The organism is Phyllobacterium sp. 628 (genome assembly GCF_014189505.1).
Taxonomy (GTDB): domain Bacteria; phylum Pseudomonadota; class Alphaproteobacteria; order Rhizobiales; family Rhizobiaceae; genus Phyllobacterium.
Genome location: NZ_CP050301.1, coordinates 1,292,935 through 1,312,143, shown reverse-complemented (window position 1 = coordinate 1,312,143; position 19,209 = coordinate 1,292,935). Strand labels below are relative to the sequence as shown.

The window sequence follows — 19,209 nt, the reverse complement described above, 5'->3', positions numbered from 1 at the left end:
CAAGCATACAAAACCGGGGGAGCCATTCATGATCGACCATACAGGCGTTACCGTCAGCAATTTTGAGCAAAGCAAGAAATTCTACAAGGACGCGCTTGCGGCCATTGGCTATGAGTTGATCATGGAAATCCCTGCATCGGTGACTGGCAGTGCCGATGTCGCCGGTTTCGGTGAAGGCGGCAAAGCGGATTTCTGGATCGCCAGTGGAACACCGAACAATCCTCCCATCCACATCGCGTTTCGCGTCAATAGCCGGGCAGTCGTTGACGCTTTTCACAAAGCTGCTTTGGCGGCTGGGGGAAAAGACAATGGCCAGCCGGGTTTACGCCCGCATTACCATCCGGGCTATTACGGTGCCTTTGCTCATGATCCCGACAATCACAATATCGAGGCTGTCTGTCACGAAGGCTAGGTCTCGACCGCTATTGCGGTTTGGGCGGAAAACCGGTGTCCGGGACAGATGCCGGAGGTGCAGCAGGCTCTGAAAAGAGATCCGGCACATTATCGGAAGAATCCAGCGATGGCGTATCTCCAAGAGCGGGAAGCATGGCGGGCGGGCTGCCGAAAATGCCAAGTTTCGCCTCTTCGGCTTTTTTCATACTATCGGCCATGGGCGTGCCATCATGGGCGCGGGCCCAGCCATTTTCAACAAGCCATGCGGCCAGATCGATTGTGCCAAGCTTGCACTGTGTAGAAATGACACCTTCAGGCGGTTGATCAGGCACATTGCATTCAACGGCTCGCGTCCGGAGCCAATTGCGAAAAGCCGTGCGTGCAGCCATGCCGCATGGCCACGATGCACCATTCTCAACTGCGCATGTTTGCTCCGGCGGTATGATGTCAATCCCATCGAGAGAAACACGGTAGCCCGAAGCTTCGATGCTTCCTGCCGCAGTTGCCACCGGACGATAAAGCAGTTTGGGTCGCGCGGTGGTATCGACAGGCACTGGCGGGGGTGGCGGTGCGGGCGGCGATGCGTGCCCTATTTCGCTTAAGGGCTGGCGTGGCTCGATGCGTTGCAATGGCGCCGCCGGCTGTTTGGAAAAGACGAAGCCATCCGGATCAACTTGCCGTGCCTGCGGTGAAGCTGGAGCAGGATTTGTTTTCTCGTCCGGGGCTGGAACCGCATCTGAATTCGTACCATCCGTATCATCCGGCACCTCAAAATTTTCAGGTGCAATCGTAACTTCCTGTCCCCCGACTACCGGCCCCGGCAACCCGCCTTTGAATGGGGCAATGAAGACATAGGCCAGACAGAGCCCGACCAGAATGGTCAGGATATAGAGCGGTATCTGACGCATGGGAAAGGCTCCCTGCTATTGGCTGGCCCACAGGATCCGGGCGATCCAGTCAATATGAACCGCATCAAATGTGCGGTTCGCATGTTCCGGGTTCATGGATTGCAATTCAATGGTACGCGGTGTTTGACGGGAAAGAATCTTGGCCATGACCTCACCATCTTTGGTGCGAACCACAACACGGTCGCCGCGACGCACTGCGGCGCCGGGAGCAACAATAATCGTATCGCCATCGCGGTAAAGCGGCAGCATGGAGTCGCCGGAGACTTCCAAGGCATAAACAGCATCACCGGAGCCTACCGGAAATTCCACCACGTCCCAGCCTTGCCCGACCGGGAAACCACCATCATCGAAAAAGCCGCCCGCACCCGCCTGGGCAAACCCGAGCAGTGGCACGGAGCGCATCATGCCGTCACCTGTTTTGCCGCTTTTGCCACCCACAACCAGTGTCATGAACTCGTCCAGAGAGGCGCCGGTCGCCTCCATTATCTTTGCCAATGACTCTGTCGAGGGCCAGCGGGCACGCCCGTCAACAGCATACCGTTTGGACTTGTTGAATGTGGTTGGATCGAGCCCGGCACGCTTCGCCAATCCAGACACAGAAAGCGAATGGCGGCTTGCGAGCGCATCAATGGCAGCCCAGATACGATCATGTGAGAACATGAGACTCTTCCGGATAAAAGGAAAAAATACCTTCACATTCGTTTTATGAGGGAATTGCGGAAAAGTCGAGATGAAGTGCGGAAAAGTTTCTTATATTGCAATGCGATTTGTACGTGGTTCGACAAACTCACCATGAGGAATTTGGATGCATTGCAGGAAGGTAGGTTCTGCAACGTTGACGGTTGGCTTTGCAGCCATCCATCCCTCATGGTGAGCTTGTCGAACCACGCACAATCAAATGAGGGGATCAGCAAGTGATCCCCTTATTGTTTCGTCAGGCGGCCTTTTTCTTCTTGGCTTCAACCGGATAGGGATTGAAGCGCTCGTAGAAGGTGTCGCCCTTTTCGGCCATATCGATGAGAAGCTTCGGCGCCTTGAACTGCGCACCGTATTTGCGTTGCAACGCCTTGGCGATTTCCACAAACTTCGCAGCGCCAATGCCATCGATGTAAGACAATGTCCCGCCCGTATAAGGCGCAAAACCGAAGGCCAGGATAGAGCCGACATCTGCTTCACGCGGATCGGTGACAATGCCTTCTTCCATAACGCGCGCTGCTTCCAGAGCGATGGTGAAGAGGAAGCGCTGCTTCAAGACTTCCACATCGATCTTGTCTGCATCCTGTTGCGGATAGAGCGTCTTCAGCTCTGGCCACAGGTGCTTCTTGGCTGGCTTGGCGGGGTAGTCATAGAAACCCTTGCCATTCTTGCGGCCACGGCGGTCATACTTGTCGACCAGCGTGTTGACCAGCTCCACATGGCGCGGGTCGACAGCCTTCGGGCCAAGATCGGCCAAAGTTGCCTTCAAGATTTTCTGCGACAGGTCAATTGCGGTCTCATCATTCAGAGCCAGCGGCCCAACCGGCATGCCCGCCATACGCGCAACATTCTCGATCATTGCAGGCGGAACGCCTTCAACGAGCATGTTGTAGGCTTCGGACATGTAACGCAGGACGCAACGGTTGACGTAGAAGCCGCGTGTATCATTGACGACGATAGGCGTCTTCTTGATCGCACGCACATAATCCAGCGCAACGGCCAATGCTTTTTCCGACGTCTTCTTGCCGAGAATAACTTCAACGAGCATCATCTTGTCGACAGGCGAGAAGAAGTGAATGCCGATAAAGTTCTTCGGGCGCACCGACACTTTCGCAAGACCGGTGATTGGCAGCGTCGATGTATTCGATGCAAACACAGCCGCAGGCTTCAAGACGGCTTCCGCCTGTTCCGTCGCCTTGCGCTTGACTTCGCGGTCTTCGAACACGGCTTCAATAACAAGGTCGGCACCATCCAGCTCAGCATATTCCGTCGAGGCAGTGATGAGGCTGAGCAGTTTTTCCTTGTCTTCCGCTGTCGCCTTGCCCCGCTGGATATCCTTGGTGATGAGGTCGGCGGTGTGTGCCTTGCCTTTATCGGCAGCTTCCTGACTCTGATCAAGCAGAACGACCGGGATGCCCGCCTTGGCTGTGACATAGGCAATACCTGCACCCATGAACCCGGCACCAATAACGCCAACCTTCTTGAACTTGGTCGGCTTGACGTCTGCCGGACGGCGCGCGCCTTTGTTCAATTCCTGCAAGGAGACGAACAGCGAGCGGATCATCATTCCGGCTTCTTTGCTCTGCAGGATATTGGTGAAATAACGCTGTTCGATCTTCAGACCCGTATCGAACGGCACGAGAAGACCTTCATAGACGGACTTCAGGATCGCTGCGGCACCTGGATAATTGCCATAAGTCTCACGGCGCAAGATCGCTGTCGCGGCTGGCCAGAGATTGGCACCGGCTGCTGAATAGATTGCACCACCGGGGAGCTTGAAGCCCTTTTCATCCCAAGGCTGCACTGGCTTCAAACCGGCCTTGATCATTTTCTTGGCGGTTTCGACCAATTTCTTTGCCGGAGCAATTTCATGCACCAGCCCCATGGCCTTGGCACGGGCAGCGGTCAGGCTAGAACCTGTCGTCATCATCTGCAGGGCGTCCTGCTGATTGGTCAGACGCGGAACACGCTGCGTGCCACCTGCACCCGGGAAAATACCGACCTTGACTTCAGGCAATGCCATTTTCACCGACGGATCATCGGAAACAACACGGCCATGGCACGCGAGTGACATTTCGAACGCGCCGCCCATGCAGGTGCCGTTAATGGCTGAAACCCAAGGCTTGCCGGAGGTTTCCAACTTGCGGAACAGGCCGCCCATCTTGCCGGTGTTCTCGAACAGGAGCTCGACAGCCTTTTTCGGGTCTTTGGCTTTCTCGTCCTGGAACAGCTGGAACATGCGCTTGAGCATGGTCAAGTCAGCGCCGCCGGAGAATGTGTCTTTGCCGGATGTGATCACGGCACCCTTGATAGCTTCATCCTTGGCAACACGATCAACAATGGCGTCGAGTTCTTTCATCACCTCTTCGGTGAAGACATTCATCGACTTGTCGGGCATGTCCCAGGTAACCAGCGCAATGCCGTCCGCGTCGACGTCGAATTTGAAGTTTGTATAGCTCATCTTCTGCTCTCCCTCAGACGCGTTCGATAATGGTTGCAGTGCCCATGCCTGCACCGATGCACAGTGTAACCAGCGCAACGTTGAGATCGCGGCGTTCCAGCTCATCAAGGACAGTGCCGAGAATCATGGCACCGGTTGCACCGAGCGGATGACCCATGGCAATCGCGCCGCCATTCACGTTGATCTTGTCGCGCGGAATGTTGAACGCCTGCATATAGCGCAGCACAACAGCGGCAAAAGCCTCGTTCAATTCGAACAGATCAATGTCAGAAATCTTCATCTTGGCGCGCTTGAGCAGCTTTTCAGTCACATCGACCGGACCGGTCAGCATCAATGCGGGATCAGAACCGATATTGGCGAAGGCGCGAATACGGGCGCGCGGCTTGGAACTGAGCGCTTTGCCCGCGCTTTTCGAGCCGAGCAGAACGCCTGCGGCACCGTCCACGATACCGGACGAGTTACCGGCATGATGCACGTGGTTGATGGTTTCGACTTCCGGATGCGCCTGAATGCCGACGGCATTGAAGCCGCCCATTTCGCCGGGCATCACAAAAGATGGATTGAGCGAAGCCAGCGCCTGCATGTCGGTTGTCGGGCGCATGTGCTCGTCATGATCAAGAATGGTCAGACCGTTCTGGTCCTTGATGCTGAGCACCGAGTTCCTGAAGTAGCCGTTCTTCCAGGCTTCACCGGCGCGCTTCTGGCTTTCGACGGCATAAGCGTCGACGTCATCACGGGTAAAACCATATTTCGTGGCGATCAGATCGGCTGACACGCCCTGCGGCATGAAATAGCCCGGCAGGCCAACAGAGGGGTCCATGTACCAGGCGCCACCCGACATGCCCATGCCGACACGCGACATCGATTCAACACCGCCGGCAATGACGATATCATCGGCGCCTTGCACGATCTTGGCAGCCGCAAAGTTGACCGCATCAAGACCTGAAGCGCAAAAACGCGAAATCTGCATACCGGGTGCCTTGAAGTCATAACCGGCTTCAAAAGCCGAGGAGCGCGGGATCACTGCACCGGCTTCACCGACGGGATCAACACAACCATAGATAATGTCATCAACCAGACCCGTATCGAGACCATTGCGGTCGCGCAGGGCTTCCAGCACCTTCGCACCAAGGCGAACGGCGGGAACCTCATGCAGGCTGCCGTCCTTCTTGCCTTTGCCGCGCGGGGTGCGGACGTGATCATAAATATATGCTTCGGCCATTTCATTCTCCCTTTTCGAACCGCGGCTCAGAGGCTGCGGGCGATCAAAAGCTTCATGATTTCATTGGTTCCGCCATAAATCCGCTGGACGCGGGCATCGCGGAACATGCGTGCGATGGGGTATTCATTCATATAGCCATAGCCGCCATGCAGCTGCAGGCATTCATCGACGATCTTGTTCTGCAGGTCGCTGAGCCAATATTTCGCCATGGATGCAGTCACCGGATCGAGCCCGCCATTGACATGACGTTCCACGCAATGGTTGTAAAAGACCCGGCCAATGGTTGCTTCCGTCTTCATTTCGGCCAGCTTGAACTGGGTGTTCTGGAAGTCGATAACTGCCTTGCCGAAAGCCTTGCGTTCCTTGACATATTCGGAGGTGATGGCAATGGCACGTTCAGCCATGGCAATCGCAGTTCCACCAATCTGCAGGCGTTCCTGCGGCAATTGCTGCATCAGCTGAACGAAACCTTGGCCTTCCTCCGTGCCAAGAAGATTGGCCGTCGGCACGCGGACATTGTTGAAGAACAATTCCGATGTATCGTTGGATTTCAGTCCAACTTTATCCAGATTGCGGCCGCGTTCAAAACCCTCTTGTCCATCCGTTTCGATAACGATCAGCGATGTACCCTTGGCACCGTGAGCAGGATCGGTCTTGGTGACCACAACCACCAGATTGGCAAGCTGGCCATTGGTGATGAAGGTCTTCGATCCATTGATAACGTATTGATTTCCATCCTTTTTGGCGCTCGTCTTTACGCCCTGAAGATCGGAACCGGCTCCCGGTTCGGTCATGGCAATCGCGCCGATAAGCTCGCCCGTGGCCATCTTCGGCAGCCACTTTTTCTTCTGCTCTTCCGATCCATAATGCAGGATATAGGGAGCCACGATCGAATTGTGCAGGGCTATGCCGAAACCATCGACACCCACATGGCTGATCGCTTCGAGGATGGCGCTTTCATGGGCGTAAGTACCGCCCGCGCCGCCATATTCTTCCGGCATCGAGGCACAAAGCAGGCCATTCTCGCCCGCCAGTTCCCAGACGGAGCGGTCAAAGATTTCCTGCTTCTCAAAACGGTCATAGTGCGGCAGAACCTCGGCTTCGAGAAACTTCGAAGCCATGTCCTGCAGCATCACCACATCGTCGGTTTTCCAGTCAGGCTTGGGTACACCCAACACGTCTTCCGGCCGAATTGACATCACTCACCTCCCTCGATTCCACATTTTAGCCACAAAGGAAGGCCCTCCGCCTTCTTTTGGCTGTAAAATCAGAACGCTTCCGCGCCCAAAGTCATCATGGTTTCCGCGCCGGTCTGGATGCGGGCAAGATGGGCTGATGTCTCAGGCATGACGCGTTCCATGAAGAACTTTCCGGTGACCAGCTTGGTCTCGTAGAAGTCTTTCTTGTCTCCGCCTTCGGCAAGCTTGGCATTGGCAGCTTTGGCAATCTGCGCCCACATATAGCCGAGCGAAACCAGACCGAAGAGATGCATGTAATCGGTCGAAGCTGCACCGGCATTGTCCGGGTTGGCCATGCCGTTCTGCATCAGCCACATGGAAGCAGCCTGCAGGTCGTTGAGACCCTTCTTCAGATGTTTGGTGTAGAAGCCGAGTTTTTCATCAGCCCGGTTTTCTTCGCAGAAATCACCGACTTCCTTGAAGAACGCCATGATGGCACGGCCGCCATTGGCACCGAGCTTGCGGCCAACAAGGTCCAGCGCCTGAACGCCATTGGCGCCTTCATAGATCATGGCGATACGGGCATCGCGCACATATTGGCTCATCCCATGTTCTTCGATGTAACCATGGCCGCCATAAACCTGCTGGGCCATGACAGCGTGTTCAAAGCCCTTGTCGGTCAGCACGCCCTTGAGAACGGGTGTCATCAAGCCAAGAATATCATCGGCAATCTGCTTGTCACCCTCAACTTCGGAACGATGCGCCACATCGGACTTCAGGGCTGACCACAGAATGAAAGCGCGGCCGGCTTCGTTGAACGACTTGATCGTCATCAGGATGCGGCGGATATCAGGATGCACAATCAGCGGATCGGCCTTTTTGTCCGGTGCCTTCGGCCCTGTCAGCGCCCGGCCCTGAATACGCTCACGGGCATATTCGACTGCATTCTGGTAAGCAACTTCGCCGATGGACAGGCCCTGCAAGGCAACGCCAAGACGCGCCTCGTTCATCATGGTGAACATGGCGCGCAAGCCCTTGTTCTCACCGCCGATGAGATAGCCGGTAGCCTCGTCATAATTCATGACGCAAGTCGAATTGGCATGGATGCCCATCTTCTCTTCAATCGAACCGCATGACACACCATTGCGCGTGCCGGCATTGCCGCTGTCGTCGAGATTGAACTTTGGCACGATGAAGAGCGAGATACCCTTCACACCTTCCGGCGCACCCTCGATACGGGCGAGCACCAGATGGATGATGTTCTCGGCCATGTCATGTTCGCCGGCCGAAATGAAAATCTTCTGGCCGGAAATCTTGTAGGAGCCGTCGGCATTCGGGACGGCCTTGGTGCGAAGCAAGCCAAGATCGGTGCCACAATGCGGCTCGGTCAGATTCATGGTGCCGGTCCAGGTACCATCGACCATCTTGGGCAGATAGGCCTGTTTCTGGTCATCGGTGCCGTGGGTCAAAATGGCGGCAATCGCACCCTGTGTCAGACCGGGATACATGACCAAAGCCATATTAGCCGAAGACATATATTCGCCAACGGCAACATGCAGCGCATAAGGCAGGCCCTGCCCGCCAAATTCCGCTGGTATGGACAGGCTCATCCAGCCGCCTTCGCGATACAGATCAAATGCGGCCTTGAAACCTTTGGGTGTTGTAACCGTGCCGTCCGCATGGCGCACGCAACCTTCGTGATCACCTGACTGATTGATCGGGAACAGCGTGTTCTCGGCAAGCTTGGCGCCTTCGCTCAGGATCGCTTCGACAATGTCCGGCGACGCATCAGCAAATCCAGGCAGGTTGTTGTAGCGTTCATAGCCCAGAACATCATTCAGAATAAAAAGCGTGTCTTCGACGGGCGCGCGATAACTCGGCATCAGTTTCCTCCAAAACATAAACGAGCAAAACGGCACGCGGACGCTGGTGCCGTCAGAATTTCTTCCTCTCTAACAAATTTTGACGTTTCCGTAAACGTCAAAATTTTGTGAAGTTTTGCTTCCGTCGATCAATCTTTCTGAATTGGATATTTCATTCAATGAGGATGTTACGAAAAGAGTGGAGCAGAAACAGCTTCTGATTAGTATAGCCTTCGGCACGCTACCACATTTTTTGGGTTTGTCGTGCCCGGCTTTGACGCATTAAATCAGTTGAAACGGTAGGCCCCTTCTGTTCGAATAGAAAGGGAAAAGGGACGCAACTTTACAGGAAACGTTGGCGGGGACATTGGATTTATATCACGCAGAACCGATTTCTGTACGGGACAGACTCACTATCGGACGGATCGCGCGGGTCAATCACGCAGGTGAATTTGGCGCGATACGGATTTATTCGGCACAAATTCTTGTGTCGAAGTGGTGCTGGCCTGATTGCGTTCCGGCATTGACCGAAATGCTTGAGGATGAGCGCAATCATTGTCGAATCTTTCGCGTCGCCATGCTCTCGCGGAAATCCCGCCCTTGCCGCGCTATGTATCTTTGGAGCTATGGCGGCTGGCTGCTTGGGTTTCTGACCGCACTTCTCGGCCGCCAAGGCATATGGGCATGTACAGCAGCGGTGGAAGCCGTCGTACATCGGCACCTTGATGACCAGATTCACTTTCTCAAATCGCGCGACCCTGAACTGTACGGGATCATCCAATCTATTCGCGACGAGGAACTTGCACATCTGCAACACGCGGAAGAACGGCTGATATCGCGTGGTATCATTCTTAAATCGTTGCGTGGGATTATATCGTTAGCCACCGGCTGCCTGATCTGGCTGTCGACATGGGGCGATTCAGCCCGAATGGCACGGGCTCTAAAGGCAAATAATTAACACTTCGAGCTGATCTCTTAACCAGTTGTTTACCACGTTTCGCCAATGTCACGGTGTCGGTGAACCGTGTCTATAAGTGATTTGTTTTTCACGGCTTGTCGGACCGCATGGGGTGAAAGTCCCGGCTTTCCGGATTGGCATTGTGCAGAACGCATTTTTTAGCTTCGGAAGACCGAGACCAGACGATGCCAAAGTGACAGGCGAGAATCGCCAGCGCTTCCGGCCCTGCCCCGTAGGACAGAATTAACCCGCCGGATATCTGGCGTAACCACGGCAAAGCAGGCGTCCATGACGAACCACAGGTCACTACTGGAACAGGTCAATGTGAACCGTTCACGCCGCGAGACCACGTCGCTCGACAATATAAACCGCACGCTTGAAGCGCTGGAAGCCCAGCTGCGCGATACGATGGAACCGCAATATGTCGAGACTGCCGAGGATAATGGCGATATTGCCGACCGCTTTGCCGCCCTTGCCTCGCGCGCCGGTGGTTCGCAGACCCCGCGCCATGTATCTTCCGACGACTTGCCATCCTTTGCCAGCAAGCCGCACAACGGTAAGCATGACCTTTCAGCCATAGCCGCCCGGATCAAACAATTGCGTGAAGAAATGCGCGATGAGGCCCCGGCGCGCGCGCATAACGAACCGCATGGCGATACATTGCATCGCCTGTATCAATCCGCTGCGCCGAGCCGCAGCATGAATCATTCCACTTCAAATCGCACCGATAACGGGCATCTTTCGATGCTGCGCGGCGATCTCGATGATCTGAAGCGTACCGTCACCACATTGGCGCGCGAAGAATCGGTCAAGAGCCTCAACAATCGCTGGGATGCGATGGATGAGCGTTTCGATTCGTTCCGGCAGGACCATCCTTTGGGCGGTCGTCTCGACCAGATCCGTCAGGCTGTCGATGTCCTGCCGCAGTCGCTGCCAATGAAAAAGGTTGAAGACAAACTCAAGACTCTGGCCAGCGCTGTCGAGCAGATGTCACGCAAGAATGCCGAACCGGTCAATGGCGACTTCATGCGTCAGATCGATGAGCGGCTTGATGAAATCAGCCGCGCCATTGTAGCGACCGCACGTCCGGCATCGACGAACTCTGTCGATACGGATGCGTTTGAGCGGCTTGAGGCCCGCATCGCCACATTAAGCAGCAAAATCGAAAACGTGGCCTATGACCGCGCATCTGACACATTGCTGCAGCGTATGGGCGAACTTGCCGAACGTGTTGACCGTCTTGCCGCCCGGCCTGCTGCTCCGGCCGCCAATCTCGATGTGCTGTCAGACCAGCTTGCGGCAATCGTGCATCATCTGGAAAACGTTCCTGCTTCCGTAAGCGCCACGGATTTCCGCAATCTGGAAGACCGGGTTCTCAACATCGTGCATCATCTGGAAACAGCGCCGCAGGCGCCTGTTGCCGATCCGGCTTTCATGCACCAGATCGACCAGCGTTTTGAAGAATTGACCCGGCGTCTCGACGATCATCACACGATAGCCGAACATAGCGGCATCCGCCTGACCGATAATCTGGAAGCACGCTTCGATGACATGGCGCGTTACATCGCGCAGAATGTTCCAGCAGGCGACGGCTCAAACGATGCTATCCGCAATCTCGAATTACAGATTGCCGGATTGGCCGAACATCTTTCGCATTCCAATGACCGCTACGCCGAATTCGCGGCCATTCCGCCACGTCTCGAAGCAATCGAGGAAACCTTGGCTGTTAATCGCGATTTTGTTGTGGAAGCAGCCCGGCAAGCCGCATCGGAAGCCATTCGCAATTCAGCCAGTTTTGGCAATACCCATGATGGCGCCATCGCCCGCGAACTCGCTGACGATCTGAAGACGCTTGAGGGGCTCGCCCGCAAATCGGAAGACCGTAACACCAAGACGTTTGAAGCCATTCACGACACACTGTTGAAGATTGTCGATCGACTAGGTTCTCTCGAGAGCGGCAACGTCGCAGCGCCCGTTAAAGCCGCAGTGCCGGCAATGGAAGCCGTGCCTGCCTATCATCCGCCCTATGCGGAAACAGAACCTGCCTTTGATACGCCAGTGTTTTCCAAGTTTGCGGATGCTTCGCCCGAAGTAACGCTGGCCGGTACCAGCGAGATGGAAGAGACTGCTCCTGCACGCAAGTCGTTGCTGGGTAGCCTAACGCGGAGCATAAAGTCCCGCGGCAAGCCTGATGTCGTGCACAAGGAACCCGAGATCGAGACGGTGGACAATTCTGACCGGATTGATGACAAATCCGAGATTGACTCCGAGCTTCTAAACCGTCCGCTTGAGCCCGGCTCCGGCATGCCTGACCTGAATTCCATTCTCAAGCGGGTGCGCGACGAACGCCGTGAAATGAACCTGGCAGGCGACATGGGTGCGGGTAAGGCTGATTTCATCGCCGCCGCACGCCGCGCCGCACAGGCCGCCGCAGCGGAGGTCGAAAGCCAGACACGCGGTCCCGTCCGCAATAAAGACGGCAAGAAGGGCAGCCTGTTAGCCCGTCAACGCAAACCCATTCTGCTCGCCATTGGCGCGATCATGATCGCCATTGCCGGACTGCAATTGAAGAATGCATTTATCAGCGGCCCGGCGGCCGTCACGAACGATACAAGTTCAACGGCTGAGCCGGTTGTGCCGACCGTTGCCCCCCAGGCACAGGTCGCCGCCTCAATGGCCCCGGCGGCTGCCCCACAGCAGACCCCACCGGCCGCAAGTGCTCCAGCAGAAGATCAGTCCACTGCCCCCGCACCAACGCAGGAAACCGTTGGCAGCCTGATTGCTGCAGCGCAGCCAACCGAAACGGCGGTCCAGCCGGCTCCAGCGAAGACGGCAACGGATGTTCTCGCCGTTGCTCCCAGGGCGGATGTGACCACCAGCACCATTCCGGCCATTCCTGCAGAAGCCGGTCCTGAGCTACTGCGCGAAGCGGCAGCCAATGGCAATCCGAAAGCTCTGTTTGAAATCGGCGACCGCTACATGGATGGGCGCGGCGTTACCAGCGATTACGCCAAGGCGGCTGAATGGTATACTCTGGCCGCTGAAAAAGGCTTTGCTCCGGCACAGTACCGCTTGGGCAATTTTGCTGAAAAGGGTCTCGGCGGCGCACGCGACCTCGCCAAGGCCAAGACCTATTACCAACTCGCAGCGGCACAGGGTAATGCCAGTGCCATGCACAACCTTGCCGTATTGTTTGCCGCTGGCGCCGATGGCACGCCGGACAATGAATCCGCAGCGCTCTGGTTTACCAAAGCGGCCGAACTCGGCGTGAAGGACAGCCAATTTAACCTCGCTATCCTGTCAGCCAAGGGCATGGGCATTCCGCAGAGCCTTGAAGAAAGCTACAAGTGGTTTGCGCTCGCCGCCAATGCCGGAGACAAGGATGCAGGCCAGAAGCGCGATGAAGTCGGCAAAGCCATGACGCCCGATCAATTGACCCGGGCACGCGAAGCCACAGAATTGTGGAAGGCGAAGCCGATGAACCCGGAAGCGAACGCCTTGAGCGTTCCGGAAGAGTGGCGGACGAGCCCTGCAACCACTGGTTCCGTCGATATGGAAAAGGCCACCCGCAACATCCAGCTGATCCTGAACAAGAACGGCTATGATGCTGGCGGTTCGGACGGCAAGATGGGTGCCAAGACCCGCGATGCGATCATGGCTTTCCAGAAGAGCAATGGTTTGAAGCCAACAGGCAATATCGACAAGGATCTGGTCAAGGCGCTCCTCCAAAAGAACATCTAAACCGGCCCTTATGACTGATGCGACATAGGGTTTCGTGTTTGGGGCAATATGTTAAGCGTTAAGCGGTCATTGTCGAACTTGGGGTCCAACTTCGGTTTGACTTGACGCCCGCCTAAAGGCAAGAAACTTCAAGGCGTTCTGTTCCAGTCTCGTGCGCAGAATGCATTAAAGAATTGCTGTCATCATGGTGTGCGAACAATCGCCATAACACCGTGACGGGTTCGGGGTCTGAATTGGGTATCTACCTGCCTATAGCCGAGATTTCGGTCAATATCTTCGTGCTGTTCGGCATGGGGGCAGCGGTTGGATTCCTGTCCGGCATGTTCGGCGTCGGCGGCGGCTTCCTGATCACGCCGCTATTGATCTTCTACAATATCCCGCCCGCCGTTGCCGTTGCCACCGGCGCTAACCAGGTTATCGCATCTTCCTTCACCGGGGCGCTGACGCATTTCAAACGCGGTTCGCTCGACGTGAAGCTGGGGACGCTGCTGGTCATAGGCGGTATTATCGGCGCGGCAGTCGGTATCTACGTCTTCGTGCTGCTGCGCCAGCTCGGCCAGCTCGATCTCATCGTATCGCTGCTCTACGTCATTTTCCTCAGCACCATCGGCGGCCTGATGCTGGTGGAAAGCATCAGGGCCATGCGCCGGACCAAGGCCGGACAGCTTGCCACGCTGAAAAAGCCGGGGCAGCATAACTGGGTGCATCGTCTGCCCTTCAAGATGCGCTTCCGCGCCTCGAAGATCTATGTGAGCATAATCCCGATCCTGACGCTCGGTGCGGCCATCGGCTTTCTCTCCTCGATCATGGGTGTCGGCGGCGGCTTCATCATGGTTCCGGCCATGATCTACCTGCTGAAAGTGCCGACCAACGTGGTTATCGGCACGTCGCTTTATCAGATCGTTTTCGTGACAGCGTTCACCACAGTCATGCAGGCAACGACCAACCAGTCGGTTGATATCGTGCTGGCGTTCCTGCTGATGAGCGGCGGCGTCATCGGCGCGCAATATGGCACGCGCATCGGCCAGAAACTGCGCGGTGAACAATTGCGCGCGCTACTGGCCACGCTGGTTCTGGCGGTAGGCCTGCGGCTTGCCATCGAGCTGTTTGTCACACCGGACGATCTCTATTCCATTGCTATTGCACTGGCCACGCCGGGGTCATCATGAGAACCCTCGCTGTCACTGTCTTCGTGCTGATTGCGGTGATACTTGCGGGCAACACACCTGCAATGGCACAGCAGGTCGAGGGCAACAAGGAGACGGTGGAAATCGGTCTCTCCACCGATACGATAGCCATTACATCTGGCTTTCGCGGCACCGATCTCACAGTGTTTGGTGCACTCGACAATGCCGATCCGCTGATCCAGCGGCAAGGGCGCTATGACATCGTGGTGATCCTTCAGGGCCCGGAGCGCAGTTTTGTCGTGCGGCGCAAGGACCGGTATTTTGGTATCTGGATCAATTCGGAATCCGTCAATTTCCAGAATATTCCCGCATCTTATTCATTGGCATCCACCCGCCCCCTGCAGGATATTGCGGTTCCCAAGACTTTTGCCCAGCTGGCACTTGGCGTGAACAATATTTTCTATGAACCCATGCCCGATGGTTTCAACTCCAGCGCGTCGCTGCGCGAGTTCACCAAGGAACTGCCACGGCTCAAGCTCAAGCAGAACCTTTACAGCCAGCGCCCGGGCGAGGTGCAGTTCCTGTCATCAACATTGTTCCGCGCCACGCTGTCGCTCCCCGCCAATGTGCCGGTGGGCAAGCATATCGCGCGGGCGTTCCTTTTCCGCAACGGCGAGTTCCTGCGGCAAAGCTCGACCAGCCTCAACATCGTCAAGGCCGGACTTGAGTACCGCATCTACAAGGCAGCGCATGAGAACAGCTTGCTCTATGGTCTGTTTGCGGTGTTTCTGGCTGTTGTCACCGGCTGGATGGGCCGGTTGATGTTCCGCAAGGACTAGGCGCGTTTTGCCACGACAATAAGCCCTTGCAGAGGTTCACCCCGGTCAAAGCGGATCGCCTCGCGCGCAATGGTGAGTGGTGTCAGGCCATGCTCAGCCAACAGGCGGCGGACATAGGTTTCGGAATGGGTATAGCGCAGCGAGGACTGCAGGATCAGCTCGCCCTCTTCGCTATGGTTCTCCACCGAGAACGCCAACAGGCCATCGGCGCTCAATGCGTTGGTGATGCAGGCAAACGCCTTTTCGAGATCACCGACATAGACAAACACATCCGCAGCGATGATCAGATCGGCTGAACCGGCGGGATAGTCGAGTGCATTGATGTCACCTTTAAACAGGCGGTCATAAATGTGCTTTTCCCCGGCCTTTTGCAGCATGGCTTCGGAGAGGTCCATACCAGCCATATGATCGGCGCCGGTGCGGAAATAATCACCCATCAATCCGGTGCCGCAGCCAATATCCAGCAGCGAGCGATAGTGCCGTGCAGGCGCTGCCGTCTTGATCGCTGCAGCCAGAAGTTCCGGCACGCGGTAATGCAGTTTTTGCAAAAGTGCCGTCTCGAAGGTCGGCGCATAGGCGTCGAACAGAGTTTCGACATAGGCGGCGGGCGGATTGTCCGGCACTATCGCATAACCGGAGGCCGCAAGTTTCAGCGTGGCGCCAAACCTGTCACCCGGATCAAGTTCGAGCAGACGCCGCCATGTCCCGGCAGCGGCATCCTCGTCCCCCGCAGCCTCTTCCATTTCGCCGAGGCGAAACAGACCGGCGGTCCAGTCCGGCACAATTTCCAAAGCCTGGCGCATCAGATCGGCGGCGGCCACGTGATCGCCGGACTCAAACAGCATATCGGCGTAGGACGCACGGCGGTCCGCGATCAGATCACCGGAGGACAGAAACGCCCGCGCCATTCGAGTTCAGTTCGAGACCAGAACGCGGATCGAAAAGATGTCGATCGCCTTGCCGGTGCGGGCTATGTCCGAATTGATCTTGATCAGACCGCCAGTGCTGGCCTTCTTGCCGTCGGGGAATTGCAGTTCAAACAGATATTCATTGCTCGCATCCGTGACGTCGTAGCGTTTGCGCCCACACTCGGCGAGCCCGCCAAAATCACAGCTGACAGCCATCTGCGTGCCTGTTCCATCCTCGGCCTTGGCAATAATATCAAAAATAGCGTGCTTGCCCACCAGCTGCTGAAGAACGCCTTGTCCCACCTGAAAGGTAATGTCATCGGTTTCGCCCGGTGATTTGATCTTCAGGGATTTTTGCAGATTGTCGCCTGTAACGGTGGCAGTCGCCCGGCCCGCCACGGAGACGCGTGTCATATCGGACGGATCGAAAATCGTAATCCAATTGCCTTCGGCCGAAAGTTGGCCTCCCTTCATGGGCTCGTGGCTGCCTACGGCAGGGCCACTGCTTGACGCTGGAGGCGTGCTGTTGCCGGCGGGTTTGGAATGGATCAGCCCCGACGCGACAAGCCACAACAGGCCAAGGGCAACCAAAAGGATGACGAAAATGATGACGAACTTGGTAAGGCCGCTGGCCTTTTTGCGCTCGCGCGTCTTTTTCTGCCGTGGCTGCATATGCGCAGGGCGGTAATTATCGGCCCGGCTGCGGTCCGGTGATTCCAATTCCGGCGCAGCGGCACCGCTCAGGCTGGGTTCCACCCGGCCGGACGCTGGTTCGCGCCGTTGCGCAGGTTCAACACGCTGTGCCGATTCAACGGATAGGGAGGGCTCGCGCCGTTCTGCAACCGGTTCGGGCGCAAGACGCGAGGGATCCCGGGATTCAGCCTCAATGCGGGTAATAGCCGATTTCAGGCGTTCACGCCGCTCTTCGCGCTCGACCTCGTCCAACGCGCCATTGGCGGTCAAAGAACGCTCGTGTGCGGTCCAGGCTGATTCGTAAATTTTCTGACGAACGGCAGGGTTGCTTACATCCGCTTTGGCGAAAGCATTCCGGATGGCTTGTTCAATCGCTTCCAACTCGACGATTTCCCCTTCAGAGCAGCTCGTATGACCGGTAGCCATAGACGATTTGACTGCTTATTCAAGAGTACCACGGCGCAATGATGGCGCTTTTCGTCTTAAGCTAAATTCAGTTTGAAACGGTTGCCAACGGTTTTAGCGGTTATCTGTGCCAAGGGGGACTTGCGGTGTATCGCGCGGATCATCTTTACTAGATTCAACTGAAAGCTGCATGGACCTGTCTGCAACGGTATATTTGCCGGATCAAACAGGGAAAATCGCCACCAACCTTTCGCTTGATCACGCCACACGGTCTGCTAAAAAGAGTTACGTTTACGGAAACGTCAATATTTATCCCATGGGAGGAAAAACATGGCATTGCCCGAAATCCTGACGAAGAAGCTGCGCATTCCTGTCGTTGGCGCGCCGCTGTTCATCATTTCGCACCCGGCGCTGGTGCTGGCGCAATGCAAGGCTGGCATTGTCGGCTCTTTCCCTGCTCTCAATGCCCGTCCGGAGGCCCAGCTTGACGAGTGGCTGGCCGAAATCACCGAGGGGCTGCGCGACTACGACGCGAAGAACCCGGATCGACCCGCCGCTCCCTTTGCCGTCAACCAGATCGTTCACCGCTCCAACAAGCGGCTTGAGCACGATCTGTCGATGTGCGTGAAGTACAAAGTGCCGATCGTCATTTCCTCCCTCGGCGCTGTGCCTGAAGTCAATGCGGCCATCCACTCCTATGGCGGTATCGTGCTGCATGACATTATCAACAACCGTCATGCTAATTCCGCCATCCGCAAAGGCGCGGATGGATTGATTGCGGTTGCTGCGGGTGCGGGCGGCCATGCCGGACCCTTGTCGCCTTTTGCGCTCATTCAGGAAATCCGCGAATGGTTTGACGGGCCGCTGCTGCTCTCCGGCGCGATTGCCACCGGCAAAGCGGTGCTGGCGGCGCAGGCCATGGGTGCCGATCTTGCCTATATCGGCTCGCCCTTCATCGCGACAAAGGAAGCCCGCGCCGTCGATGCCTACAAGCAGATGATCGTCGACTCGGCCTCGTCCGACATCGTCTATTCCAATTACTTCACCGGCATTCACGGCAACTATCTGAAGCCGTCCATTATCAATTCGGGGATGGACGCGGATCACCTGCCGGAAGCCGATCCTTCAAAGATGGATTTTGAAGCGGCGACCACCGGCGCCAAGGCCTGGAAAGATATCTGGGGCTGCGGTCAGGGTATCGGCGCGATCAAGGAAGTTCTGGGTGCTGGTGAATATGTCGAGCGCCTCGGGCGCGAATACCGCGAGGCCAAGGCCAGGCTCTGCGCGGCCTAACGCGCCGCGGCTTTGTCGAGTGTGATCTGCATGAAAGTCAGATCAAGCCATTTGCCGAATTTGGTCCCGACCTCCGGCAAATGGCCAACCGTCTGAAAACCCAATTTTTCATGCAAGCGGATAGAGGCTTCGTTGCCGGATTCTATCCCGGCAACCATCACATGCTTGCCAAGCTCGCGCGCCTTGTCGATCAGCGCCAGCATCAGTGTCTTGCCGATGCCGCCGCCACGCGCGTCCTTATGGACATAGACCGAATGTTCGACCGTGTGGCGATAGCCATCAAAGGCACGCCAATCGCCAAATGAGGCATAGCCGGTGATTTGCCCCGCGTCATCGACGCTGATAAGCACGGGAAAACCTTTTGACAGCCGGTCCTGCAGCCACGCCTTACGGTTGTCCAGATCGACCTGCGTTTCATTCCAGATCGCGGTCGTATTGAGCACCGCGTCATTGTAGATTTCCAGAATGACGGGAAGATCAGGCTCCACGGCCGCACGCACGATCACAACTTGCATCCTTTATATT

The 19,209-nt window shown here is 56.4% G+C and carries 15 protein-coding genes; 6 read left to right on the top strand and 9 right to left on the bottom strand.

From position 1 onward, the window contains the following. Window positions 1-28 precede the first annotated feature (28 nt). Entirely contained in the window at window positions 29-412 is a 384-nt protein-coding gene (locus HB779_RS08005; RefSeq protein ID WP_188345203.1) for a VOC family protein, read from the top strand. Between the two features lie 10 nt (window positions 413-422). On the opposite strand, the gene HB779_RS08000 is transcribed toward HB779_RS08005, so the two are convergent. The 6 genes from HB779_RS08000 to HB779_RS07975 form a co-directional block, all read right to left on the bottom strand. Next, a complete protein-coding gene (locus HB779_RS08000; RefSeq protein WP_188345202.1) occupies window positions 423-1,301 on the bottom strand; it encodes a thermonuclease family protein in 879 nt (292 codons plus the stop codon). A 15-nt stretch (window positions 1,302-1,316) separates the two neighbouring features. Beyond that, window positions 1,317-1,961, bottom strand: a complete 645-nt coding sequence (locus tag HB779_RS07995) for a helix-turn-helix transcriptional regulator (protein ID WP_188345201.1) — start codon at window positions 1,959-1,961, stop codon at window positions 1,317-1,319. A gap of 274 nt (window positions 1,962-2,235) precedes the next feature. Beyond that, window positions 2,236-4,458, bottom strand: a complete 2,223-nt coding sequence (locus HB779_RS07990) for a 3-hydroxyacyl-CoA dehydrogenase NAD-binding domain-containing protein (RefSeq protein WP_188345200.1) — start codon at window positions 4,456-4,458, stop codon at window positions 2,236-2,238. Between the two features lie 13 nt (window positions 4,459-4,471). Continuing rightward, a complete protein-coding gene (locus HB779_RS07985; RefSeq protein ID WP_188345199.1) occupies window positions 4,472-5,680 on the bottom strand; it encodes an acetyl-CoA C-acetyltransferase in 1,209 nt (402 codons plus the stop codon). Between the two features lie 26 nt (window positions 5,681-5,706). After that, window positions 5,707-6,879: an acyl-CoA dehydrogenase family protein gene (locus HB779_RS07980; protein WP_188345198.1), complete on the bottom strand. Its 1,173-nt coding sequence runs from the start codon at window positions 6,877-6,879 to the stop codon at window positions 5,707-5,709. 68 nt (window positions 6,880-6,947) lie between these two features. Next, window positions 6,948-8,741 (bottom strand): acyl-CoA dehydrogenase C-terminal domain-containing protein, encoded by a 1,794-nt coding sequence (locus tag HB779_RS07975; RefSeq protein WP_188345197.1) that lies wholly within the window; start codon window positions 8,739-8,741, stop codon window positions 6,948-6,950. A 346-nt stretch (window positions 8,742-9,087) separates the two neighbouring features. Here HB779_RS07975 and HB779_RS07970 point away from each other — a divergent pair, with 346 nt between their 5' ends. From HB779_RS07970 to HB779_RS07955, 4 genes are all read left to right on the top strand, one after another. Further along, window positions 9,088-9,678 (top strand): demethoxyubiquinone hydroxylase family protein, encoded by a 591-nt coding sequence (locus tag HB779_RS07970; RefSeq protein WP_188345196.1) that lies wholly within the window; start codon window positions 9,088-9,090, stop codon window positions 9,676-9,678. A 288-nt stretch (window positions 9,679-9,966) separates the two neighbouring features. Next, on the top strand, window positions 9,967-13,419 hold the full coding sequence (locus HB779_RS07965) for an SEL1-like repeat protein (protein WP_188345195.1): 3,453 nt from the start codon (window positions 9,967-9,969) through the stop codon (window positions 13,417-13,419). 233 nt (window positions 13,420-13,652) lie between these two features. Beyond that, on the top strand, window positions 13,653-14,588 hold the full coding sequence (locus HB779_RS07960; RefSeq protein ID WP_188345194.1) for a sulfite exporter TauE/SafE family protein: 936 nt from the start codon (window positions 13,653-13,655) through the stop codon (window positions 14,586-14,588). Then, window positions 14,585-15,385 (top strand): TIGR02186 family protein, encoded by an 801-nt coding sequence (locus tag HB779_RS07955; protein ID WP_188345193.1) that lies wholly within the window; start codon window positions 14,585-14,587, stop codon window positions 15,383-15,385. Before HB779_RS07960 ends, HB779_RS07955 begins: the two co-directional genes overlap by 4 nt. Here the strand turns inward: HB779_RS07955 and HB779_RS07950 are convergent. Both HB779_RS07950 and HB779_RS07945 read right to left on the bottom strand, forming a co-directional pair. Further along, entirely contained in the window at window positions 15,382-16,293 is a 912-nt protein-coding gene (locus tag HB779_RS07950) for a methyltransferase domain-containing protein (RefSeq protein ID WP_188345192.1), read from the bottom strand. The genes HB779_RS07955 and HB779_RS07950 overlap by 4 nt on opposite strands. A gap of 6 nt (window positions 16,294-16,299) precedes the next feature. Beyond that, window positions 16,300-17,412 carry a hypothetical protein gene (locus HB779_RS07945; protein ID WP_188345191.1) on the bottom strand — a complete coding sequence of 371 codons (1,113 nt, stop codon included), beginning with the start codon at window positions 17,410-17,412 and terminating at the stop codon, window positions 16,300-16,302. A gap of 309 nt (window positions 17,413-17,721) precedes the next feature. Between HB779_RS07945 and HB779_RS07940 the strand changes: the two genes are divergently transcribed. Beyond that, window positions 17,722-18,684 carry a nitronate monooxygenase family protein gene (locus tag HB779_RS07940; RefSeq protein ID WP_188345190.1) on the top strand — a complete coding sequence of 321 codons (963 nt, stop codon included), beginning with the start codon at window positions 17,722-17,724 and terminating at the stop codon, window positions 18,682-18,684. Here HB779_RS07940 and HB779_RS07935 read toward each other — a convergent pair. Further along, window positions 18,681-19,190 carry a GNAT family N-acetyltransferase gene (locus HB779_RS07935; protein WP_305848990.1) on the bottom strand — a complete coding sequence of 170 codons (510 nt, stop codon included), beginning with the start codon at window positions 19,188-19,190 and terminating at the stop codon, window positions 18,681-18,683. The genes HB779_RS07940 and HB779_RS07935 overlap by 4 nt on opposite strands. Window positions 19,191-19,209: the final 19 nt, after the last annotated feature.